This is a genomic window from Ferrovibrio terrae (genome assembly GCF_943371255.1).
Lineage (GTDB): Bacteria > Pseudomonadota > Alphaproteobacteria > Ferrovibrionales > Ferrovibrionaceae > Ferrovibrio > Ferrovibrio terrae_B.
Genome location: NZ_CALRUC010000055.1, coordinates 19,082 through 27,858, shown reverse-complemented (window position 1 = coordinate 27,858; position 8,777 = coordinate 19,082). Strand labels below are relative to the sequence as shown.

General features: G+C 64.0%; 8 protein-coding genes. 3 read left to right on the top strand and 5 right to left on the bottom strand.

Going from position 1 to position 8,777, the window contains the following annotated elements; translation table 11 throughout:
- The 4 genes from AAG799_RS12950 to AAG799_RS12935 all read right to left on the bottom strand — a co-directional run.
- The coding region (locus tag AAG799_RS12950) for an acetyl-CoA carboxylase biotin carboxylase subunit (RefSeq protein ID WP_341896508.1) at positions 1–1,600 on the bottom strand (1,600 nt) is incomplete at its 3' end.
- 133 nt (positions 1,601–1,733) lie between these two features.
- On the bottom strand, positions 1,734–2,891 hold the full coding sequence (locus AAG799_RS12945) for an acyl-CoA dehydrogenase family protein (RefSeq protein WP_341896506.1): 1,158 nt from the start codon (positions 2,889–2,891) through the stop codon (positions 1,734–1,736).
- Positions 2,892–2,906: 15 nt separating this feature from the next.
- On the bottom strand, positions 2,907–4,526 hold the full coding sequence (locus tag AAG799_RS12940; RefSeq protein WP_341896504.1) for a carboxyl transferase domain-containing protein: 1,620 nt from the start codon (positions 4,524–4,526) through the stop codon (positions 2,907–2,909).
- Positions 4,526–5,398 carry an SDR family oxidoreductase gene (locus tag AAG799_RS12935; RefSeq protein WP_341896502.1) on the bottom strand — a complete coding sequence of 291 codons (873 nt, stop codon included), beginning with the start codon at positions 5,396–5,398 and terminating at the stop codon, positions 4,526–4,528. The genes AAG799_RS12940 and AAG799_RS12935 overlap by 1 nt, the downstream gene beginning before the upstream one ends.
- 177 nt (positions 5,399–5,575) lie before the next feature.
- Between AAG799_RS12935 and AAG799_RS12930 the strand changes: the two genes are divergently transcribed.
- Positions 5,576–5,866 (top strand): SCP2 sterol-binding domain-containing protein, encoded by a 291-nt coding sequence (locus AAG799_RS12930; RefSeq protein ID WP_341896500.1) that lies wholly within the window; start codon positions 5,576–5,578, stop codon positions 5,864–5,866.
- Positions 5,867–5,872: 6 nt separating this feature from the next.
- Here AAG799_RS12930 and AAG799_RS12925 read toward each other — a convergent pair whose 3' ends face one another.
- Complete coding sequence (locus AAG799_RS12925; protein WP_341896498.1) at positions 5,873–6,655, bottom strand: FTR1 family protein; 783 nt, start codon at positions 6,653–6,655, stop codon at positions 5,873–5,875.
- A gap of 208 nt (positions 6,656–6,863) precedes the next feature.
- Here AAG799_RS12925 and AAG799_RS12920 point away from each other — a divergent pair, with 208 nt between their 5' ends.
- Positions 6,864–7,235, top strand: coding sequence for a hypothetical protein (locus AAG799_RS12920; RefSeq protein WP_341896496.1), 372 nt, complete (start codon positions 6,864–6,866; stop codon positions 7,233–7,235).
- An 88-nt stretch (positions 7,236–7,323) separates the two neighbouring features.
- Positions 7,324–8,658 carry a hypothetical protein gene (locus tag AAG799_RS12915; protein ID WP_341896493.1) on the top strand — a complete coding sequence of 445 codons (1,335 nt, stop codon included), beginning with the start codon at positions 7,324–7,326 and terminating at the stop codon, positions 8,656–8,658.
- The last annotated feature ends 119 nt before the right edge of the window (positions 8,659–8,777 follow it).

Here is an 8,777-nt window from a genome sequence, read left to right as displayed (position 1 = left end):
CCGCGACCCGCAGCCGGTTCTCGCCACGCGCGGTCACCCTATAGTCCGCATCGCCGATGCGATAGCGGTCCGCGCCGGTCACCGCGACCGATAGCGTCATGCGGCTGTCACCGATGCCGAGCTTGACCGGCCAGCTGAAACTGCCGCCGGAATACCAGCTGCGCGCCGGATCATGGCCGAACCGCGCCGCGCCCCGCTCGAACCACAGCAGCGCCGCAATGCCCTGCAGCACAGGATCGGCAGCGGGTGTTGTCACGGTGGCGAAATGCTGCGGGATGAAGGCCGTGGTGGCCTTGCCCGCGGCAAAGTCTTCATGCGACAGCAGATCAATCAGGAAGCCGCGGTTGGTGGCAATGCCGAGTGCAGCCGTGGCCTCCAGCGCGCCGATCAGCCGGCGTCGCGCTTCCTCGCGGGTCGCACCATTGCTGATGAGCTTGGCGATCATCGGATCGTAAAACGGCGTGATCGCCTGGTTGCTGCCATGCAGGCCATGATCGACGCGCACGCCTTCAGGCGGAGACCACAGCGCCAGCATGCCCGATTGCGGCAGGAAATTCTGCGCCGGTGCCTCGGCATAGAGCCGCACCTCGATGGCATGCCCGTTGAGCTGCACATCATCCTGCATCAGCGGCAGATGTTCACCGGCGGCGACACGGATCTGCAAGGCCACCAGATCAAGGCCGGTGATCGCCTCGGTCACCGGATGCTCGACCTGCAGGCGGGTGTTCATTTCCAGGAAATAGAAACTGCCATCGGCATCGAGCAGGAATTCCACCGTGCCGGCGCCGACATAGCCAATAGTTTGCGCGGCTGCCACGGCGGCCGCCCCCATCTTCGCACGCAAAGCCGCATCCACCGCCGGCGAAGGCGCCTCTTCGATCACCTTCTGATGCCGGCGCTGCACCGAACAGTCGCGCTCGCCCAGATGAATGGTGTTGCCGTGACTATCGGCAAACACCTGGATCTCGACATGGCGTCCACCGGTGATCGCCTTTTCCAGGATCAGCTCGCCCGAGCCAAAGGCATTCTCGGCCTCGGCGCGCGCGGTGCGGATCGCATCCGGCAAATCAGCCCTGTCGCGCACCAGCCGCATGCCGCGCCCGCCGCCACCGGCAGCCGCCTTCACCATCACCGGCAGGCCGATCTGTTCCGCCGCCTTCACCAATATGGCCTCAGACTGATCGGCACCCTGGTAGCCCGGCACGCAGGGCACCTTGGCGGCGATCATGCGCTGCTTGGCCGCCGCCTTGTTGCCCATGGCGGCAATGGCAGCACTCGGCGGGCCGATGAAGGTAAGCCCCGCATCGGTGCAGGCCTGCGCGAAGTCCGCATTCTCCGACAGGAAGCCATAGCCCGGATGCACCGCATCGGCACCGGTCGCTTTCGCCGCTGCAAGCACGGCTGCGATGCTGAGATAGCTCTGCTTCGCCTCCGCCGCACCGATGCAGACCGCGCGGTCGGCCAGTTGGGTGTGCAACGCGCCGGCATCGGCCTCGGAATAGACCGCCACGGTCTTATACCCGAGCGCCTGCGCCGAGCGGATCACCCGGCAGGCGATCTCGCCGCGATTGGCGATCAGGATGGTGGTGAAGGGTTTCACTATACTTGGTCCAACCAAAGATCGTCACCCTCGGGCTTGTCCCGAGGGTCCATCCCAACCATCCGCGCATCGGAACGCACAGATGGATCACCGGGACAAGCCCGGTGATGACGATTTATGTATGAGAGGAAATTCACTTCCGCTTGCCCGGCAGGATGCCCATGTATTTCGAGATGATGCCGAGCATCACCTCGTCGGCGCCGCCGCCGATCGAGGCGAGCCGGCTGTCGCGATAGGCGCGGCTGATCGGCGTCTCGTTCATGAAGCCCATGCCGCCGAAATACTGCAGGCAGGCATCGGTGATCTCGCGCGCCAGCCGGCCGGCCTTCAGCTTGGCCATCGAGGCCAGCATGGTGACATCCTCGCCCTTGAGCATGAGATCGGCGGCGCGATAGCTGATCGAGCGCAGCAGCTCGACCTCGGTGCGCAGCTCGGCAAGGCGGAAATGCACCACCTGGTTGTCGAGGATCGACTGCCCGTAAGCCTTGCGCTGGCGGGTGTATTCAATCGTCTCGTCGATATGACGGTCGAAGGACAGCAGCGACGAGAAGGCGCACCACAGCCGCTCCTCCTGGAACTGCTGCATCTGGTAGACGAAGCCCTGGCCTTCCTGGCCGATCAGGTAGCGCTGCGGGATGCGTACGTCGTCCAGATAGACCTGCGCGGTATCGGAGCAGCGCATGCCCATCTTGTCGAGCTTGCGCGCGATCTGCACGCCCTTGGTCTTCATCGGCACGCAGAGCAGCGACTTGTTCTGGTGGATCGGGCCTTCACCGGTATTGGCCAGCAGGCACATCCAGTCGGCCTGGGTGCCGTTGGTGGTCCACATCTTGCCGCCGTTGATGACGTAATCGCCGCCGTCTTTCTTTGCCGTGGTCTTGATGCCGGCGACATCGGAGCCGGCGCCGACTTCCGACACGCCGAGGCAGACCACCTGGTCGCCGGCAATGGCGGGGGTGAGAAACTCCTTGCGCAAGTCGTCCGAGCCGAAGCGGCTCAGCGCCGGCGTGCCCATATCGGTCTGCACGCCGATGCCCATCGGCACGCCGCCGCAGTTGATATGCCCGAGCGCCTCGATCATCACCATCTGGTAGGAGTAATCGAGGCCGAGCCCGCCGTATTCCACCGGCTTGTTGATGCCGAGGAAGCCCAGATTGCTCATCTTCTTGAACAGCTCATGGGCCGGGAAGATGCCATCACGCTCCCACTCGTCGACATGCGGGTTGATCTCGGCGTCGATGAACTTGATCAGGTTGCGGCGCAGGCCGTCATGTTCCTGGGTGAATTCCATTGCGCAGTCTCCTCGTCACATGCGGGCAATGCCAAAGGCATTGGTCTTGGTTTCACGCGCATCAGCTTCGCGGCAGACCGAGAGACACATCCCGAGCACGCGGCGGCTGTCGCGCGGATCGATCAGGCCGTCGTCCCACAGCCGCGCGGTGGCGAAATAGGCCGTGCTCTCGGCTTCCATCTTGGCCACCACCTTGGCCTTCATCTTGTCCAGCGCGGCCATATCGGGCTCGACACCGGCACGGCGGAATTTCTCTTCCGCCACGATGGCCAGCACGCCGGCGGCCTGGTCCGGCCCCATCACGGCGATGCGGTTGTTGGGCCAGGCGAAGATGAAACGCGGATCATAGGCGCGGCCACACATGCCGTAGTTGCCCGCCCCGAAGCTGGCGCCGATATGCAGCGTCAGCTTGGGCACGCGCGCATTGGTCACCGCCTGGATCATCTTCGAGCCATGCTTGACGATGCCGCCGCGCTCAGCCTCCTTGCCCACCATGTAGCCGGTGGTGTTCTGCAGGAAGACCAGCGGCATATCGGCCTGGTCGCAGAGCTGGATGAACTGCGCGGCCTTCACCGCACCTTCGGTGTCGATCGGGCCGTTATTGCCGATCAGGCCGACCGCCTCGCCCTCGATGCTGGCCTGCATGCAGACCGTGTGGCTGCCATATGTGGGCTTGAAATCGGTCAGGTCGCTGGCATCGGCCAGCCGCGCCATCACCTCGCGCACGTCATAGGGCTTGCGGTAATCCACCGGCACGATGCCGCAGATCTCGTCGATGTCGTATGCCGGCGCCGCCCAGGATTTTTTCAGCAGCTGCGGTCCGCGCTCGTTCCACGGCAGGCGCTGCAATATCTCGCGCGCGATGCGCAAGCCGTCAGCATCGTCTTCCGCCATGAATTCAGCCACGCCGGAGACCGTGGTGTGCATCTCGGCGCCGCCAAGCTCTTCATCGGTGGCGATCTCGCCGGTGGCGGATTTCAGCAATGGCGGCCCGGCAAGGAAGATTTTCGCGCGGCCTTTTACGACCACAACATAATCGCTCATGCCCGGGATATAGGCGCCGCCCGCCGTGCTGGAGCCATGCACCACGGTGATCTGCGGAATGCCGGCTGCCGAGAGCCGTGCCTGGTTGGCGAAACCGCGCCCGCCATCGACAAAGATCTCGGCCTGGTAGTTCAGATTCGCGCCGCCGGATTCGACCAGGTTCACCACCGGCAGCTTGTTGCGATAGGCGATCTCCTGCGCGCGCAGGCTTTTGCGCAGGCCCATCGGCGCAATGGTGCCGCCCTTGATGCCGGAATCGGAGGCGGTAATCAGGCAGCGGATACCACTGATGCTGCCGATGCCGGCGATGAAGCCGCCGCCCATGATATTCTCGGCGCCGTCGTCGTCGTGCATCTGGTAGCCGCAGAGCGTCGAGATCTCGAGGAACGCCGCGCCGCGATCCAGCAGATGCGCGATGCGGTCGCGCGGCGTGATCTGGCCGCGCTTCTCGAAAACCGGCCGGCGCGCATTCGAGGTGTCGCGCACGCGCTGCTCCAGCGCGCGGAAGCCTTCCACCAGCGCCAGCATATCGGCGCGGTTCTGCCGATACGCTTCCGAGCCGGTCTCGATCTGTGAGCGCCAGACGGCCATCAGTCCTCCAGCACTTTCGGCGTCACGGCGCGATGGAAGCCATCGAAGGGCTTCGGCGCATTACTGTGCTTGGGCAGCGGATAATGCCGGCGCGCATTCGGCACGGCGGCATCGACTCTTAACGTCGTGCCGCTGATGAAGCTGGCGCCCGGCGACAGCAGGAAGACGATGGCAGCCGAGACTTCCGCCTCGTTACCGAGCCTTTGCATCGGCACATGGTTGCGCATGTCGCGGATCAGCGGCTTCATCCAGTCCGGGTAGGTGTCCATGCCGCTGGAGGCGATCCAGCCCGGCGCCACGGCATTCACGCGCACGCCGCTGACGCCCCATTCCGTCGCCGCCGTCTCGGTGAAATTGACCATGCCGGCGCGTGCCGCGCCCGAATGGCCCATATTGGGCATGCCCATCCACATATCGGCGACGATATTGACGATGCTGCCGCCATGATCGGCCATCCACTGGGTGTAGCATTCGCGCGCCACCAGGAAGCCGCCGGTGAGATTGTTGCGCACCACCGCGTCCCAGCCCTTCTGGCTGATCTGGCTGAGCGGCGCTGGAAACTGACCGCCGGCGTTATTCACCAGACCATCGATACGGCCGAAGCGCGCGAGCGCCGCCTTCACCGTCTCGGCGACGCGCTCCTCCTCGCGGATGTCGCAGCTGATGCATTCGACCTCCGCGCCCGGATTATCGGCGCGCAGCTCCTCGGCCACGGCCTGCAGCTTCTCGATCTTGCGCCCGACCAGCACCAGCCTGGCGCCGAGCGCAGCCAGTTCATGGGCGGTGCAGCGGCCGATGCCCGAGCCGCCGCCGGTGACCATGACGACCTGGCCGGCAAAGACGGCATCGCGGAAGACCGAGCGATAGGGCATCGGACTGTTTCTCTCCCTGCACGGCTCTGTGGCGAGCCGTTGCGTTGTTTTTTATCGTGTCTGAACGCTACTTGACGCTAACGTAAGCGTCAATATAGGGTGCGAAAAACCCGCATGGCGCCTGACGTTACGTCAATTCGTCATGTCACCGCAAAGATTGCAAACCGGGAGCCCGAGATGTCGCTCGACCAGATCACCCAGCAGATGAGCCAGCGCGTGAAGCCCGGCGCCGTGGATGCCACAGTGAAGTTCGATTTCGGCGATGACGGCCTGATCTTCGTCGACGGCAATGCCGGCACCGTGACCAACGAGGACGGCGAGGCCGACTGCACCATCACCATCTCGATGGACAATTTCACCGCGCTCGCCAGCGGCGACCTCGATCCCACCACCGCCTTCATGATGGGCAAGCTGAAGGTGAAGGGCAATATGGGCGTGGCGATGAAGCTGCAGTCGATTCTCGGCTGACGCAGCCTAGATCGTTTTCGTCTCTATTCGGCGGCCCGGCAGCAGCAGCATGACGGCCACGCCGGCGATCAGCGCCAGCTGCAGGCCAAGCGCCTGCAGGCTGGGATTGACGCCCAACGCGAGCATCCACGGCGGCAGGGCGACACGGTCGCTGGGCAGCCAGCCGATCAGCTGGAATTCGGCCATCGCCACGCCGATAAAGCGCAGGCCCAGCACAAACAGGAAAATCGAGGTGAACGTGAAGACCGGACGCCAGGGCAGGCGCGAGGCAAACTGCGTCATCGCGGCATAGACGCAGCCCAGCGCCACCGCCGCAGCCCCCAGCCCGATCAGCACGGCCGCTTCGCCGGCCGGCACGTCATCGATCAGCGCATTCAGGAACAGGATGGTCTCGGCGCCTTCGCGAAACACCGCGAGGAAGGCGATCAGGCCCAGCATGATCGAACTGTCGGCGGCCAGCGCAGCCTGCACCTGCTGCTGCAGGTGATCGCGCCAGGCCTGCAGGTTGCGGACACGCCACAGCCACAGGCTGACATGGAACAGCAGTGCGGCGACCAGCAGCATCACCACCGCTTCGGTCAGATCATCGACATTGGCGAATACCGCCTCGAACAGCCAGGCCGCGAAAATGCTGGCCAGCAGAGCAAGGCCCGCACCCCAGGCCAGGGCGCTGCGGCGATGGCCTGCCCCGGCCCGCAGCAGGATGGCGGCCAGGGCAGCGATCACCAGCAGGGCTTCGAGCCCTTCACGCAGGACGATCAGGAAGCTGTGCAGAACAATGTCGAGCATGGACGCGCTGGCCGGCATTATGGGGATGCTGATCAATTGTAACGGGCAATCGGCCAGACCGCACCAGGCATCCGCAGACCGGTGCATGGTGCAGGCTGTAGTGGATTAAAATTATAGGAAAATTAGCTGGATTTTGTTCTTCTTATGTATTGACAATGCATCTTTTAAGGATACCATATTAAACTTAGGCGTCATCAGGATAGTGTTCATGCAGCCTTCCCCCGCATCCGAGCCCCGTCCACCCGCCAGCGAGCGGCTGATGCAGCTGGTGGCGGGAGCCCTTGCCATTGGCCTGGGCGGCATACTGCTGCTCTGCGCGGTCTTGGTCATTGAATTCGGCAGCAGCACGCTCGTCGACCATAAAGGAAGTGAGATTTTCCTTTATCACGTGCTGCGCGGCGCCGGTTATCTGGTGTTGTTCGGACTCGCAGCCTGGGCCGTCCATCAATTCGTGGCGCCGCAGCGCCGGCGAAAATACTGGATCGTATTGGGCGTGATCGCCGCCCTGACGATCTCGCCCATCGGCCTGATCGCCTTTTTCTCAATCCTGTTTGCCTTTTTACGGTCCATCGTCAGCTGATGGCTGGCGGGGGGCTCTGACGGTATTTCTCAAGCCAAATAAGAACAAAACAAGATCATAATTTAAAGCGATATTGAAAGGAATTTCAATGGTTTATGTTCCAAGCCTCTCCCGCCGCGAACAGCAGGCCCTGCTCGACAAGGCGCGCGACCATCTGCGCGACAACGACATCGACGGCTATTGGGCCACACTGGAAAAACACGACAAATATGCCGGCCTGGCCCGCGATGCCGCCGCCAATCGCGGCGAACTGGGCCAGACCGCCAATGCGCGGCTGGAGCGTTTCGCCCGCGACCTGCGCGGCAAGCCGCTGACGGAGCCGGAGCGCGATGAAATCCGCAGCGAGGTGGCCGCCGCCGACCTGGCCCAGCGCGACCGCAATCTGCAGGAACAGGGCAACCATCGCATCACCGGCCAGCAGAGCGTGGATTACCATGCGCAGGTTTTCGAGGCGCGCGGCATTCCCAAGGAAGCCTATTTCCCCACCGAACTGCAGGCCGATCTCGGCGGCCTCTGGGGCATGGGTGCCGGCATCTACCTGCCCGATGTAAAAGTGCCCGGCTGGCCGCAAACCGATAAGATCAAAGAGTGGGCGCAAAAAGACTGGAAACCGGTCAGCGACCAGCGCCTGCGCGACACAATCATCGACAATGCCAAACACCTGCCCCAGCAGGGGTTGATGGAAATCGAAGGCTTTCACAGGGATCCGCAGCAACAGCCCGCATCCTTTGCCGAGCGGCTCGCAACCTTGCCGCCGGGCCGGCAGCGCTGGTTGGATTTCACGCTGCAGAAGCAGCCGGGCGATTTGAGCGAGCGCGATCTGCATGCGTTGCAGGCGAGCGATGCCTATCTGAAGCCGCAGCATCCGCGCCATGACGCGGCATTCAAACTGGTCAGCGACACCTACCGTCATCTCTATGGCGATACCCCGCAGGATGTCGATGCCACCGGCCGGCCACAACGCAGCGCACCGCGGCAAAGCCTGCCGGACTCCTCCGCACCAGGCGCCGATGAACGCCGGCGGCACGAGGATCTCGCCGGCCTCGGCGCGCAGCTCGACCGCTGGCACGACAAGCTCGGCGGTGGCGAAGCAGCCTGGGGCCGCGTCACCGGCTGGCTGCAGCGCGGCCTGAACGACCTGCTCTGGCCCGGCAAACGCGCGCCCGATGCCGATGAAGCCGCGCGCAAACCCTATCGCGACGGGCCGATCCTGGTGGATGGCGATCTCGGGCCGGTGACAGCCGATGCGCTGGATCAAGCCCAGGCGAATTTCGGCCTGGCGCCGTTGCGCGACGGGATCGGCCGGCTGGCCGCCGCCGAGCCGGGCTGGATCACGCCCATCTGGCAGGGGGGCATCGGACCCGAGGTTCCGCCCGCGCCCGGACAGGGGCCTGATGTTGACCCGATTTTCTATGCACCGTAATGGGTTAGCTGACTTGGCCTGAACCGGTCTTTCGGTTACTCTCCCGGCCCAGTAACACAGCCAGTGTTTCGTGCCGGGGCCTTCGGGGCTGCGCCGGCCGTCTCGCCCGCACCGTTTTC

What these genes read in the sequence shown, in the direction of transcription:
- AAG799_RS12945 (WP_341896506.1), bottom strand. Translation starts at nt 2,891, where the DNA reads ATGGAATTCACCCAGGAACATGACGGCCTGCGCCGCAACCTGATCAAG.
- AAG799_RS12940 (WP_341896504.1), bottom strand. Translation starts at nt 4,526, where the DNA reads ATGGCCGTCTGGCGCTCACAGATCGAGACCGGCTCGGAAGCGTATCGG.
- AAG799_RS12935 (WP_341896502.1), bottom strand. Translation starts at nt 5,398, where the DNA reads ATGCCCTATCGCTCGGTCTTCCGCGATGCCGTCTTTGCCGGCCAGGTC.
- AAG799_RS12930 (WP_341896500.1), top strand. Translation starts at nt 5,576, where the DNA reads ATGTCGCTCGACCAGATCACCCAGCAGATGAGCCAGCGCGTGAAGCCC.
- AAG799_RS12925 (WP_341896498.1), bottom strand. Translation starts at nt 6,655, where the DNA reads ATGCTCGACATTGTTCTGCACAGCTTCCTGATCGTCCTGCGTGAAGGG.
- AAG799_RS12920 (WP_341896496.1), top strand. Translation starts at nt 6,864, where the DNA reads ATGCAGCCTTCCCCCGCATCCGAGCCCCGTCCACCCGCCAGCGAGCGG.
- AAG799_RS12915 (WP_341896493.1), top strand. Translation starts at nt 7,324, where the DNA reads ATGGTTTATGTTCCAAGCCTCTCCCGCCGCGAACAGCAGGCCCTGCTC.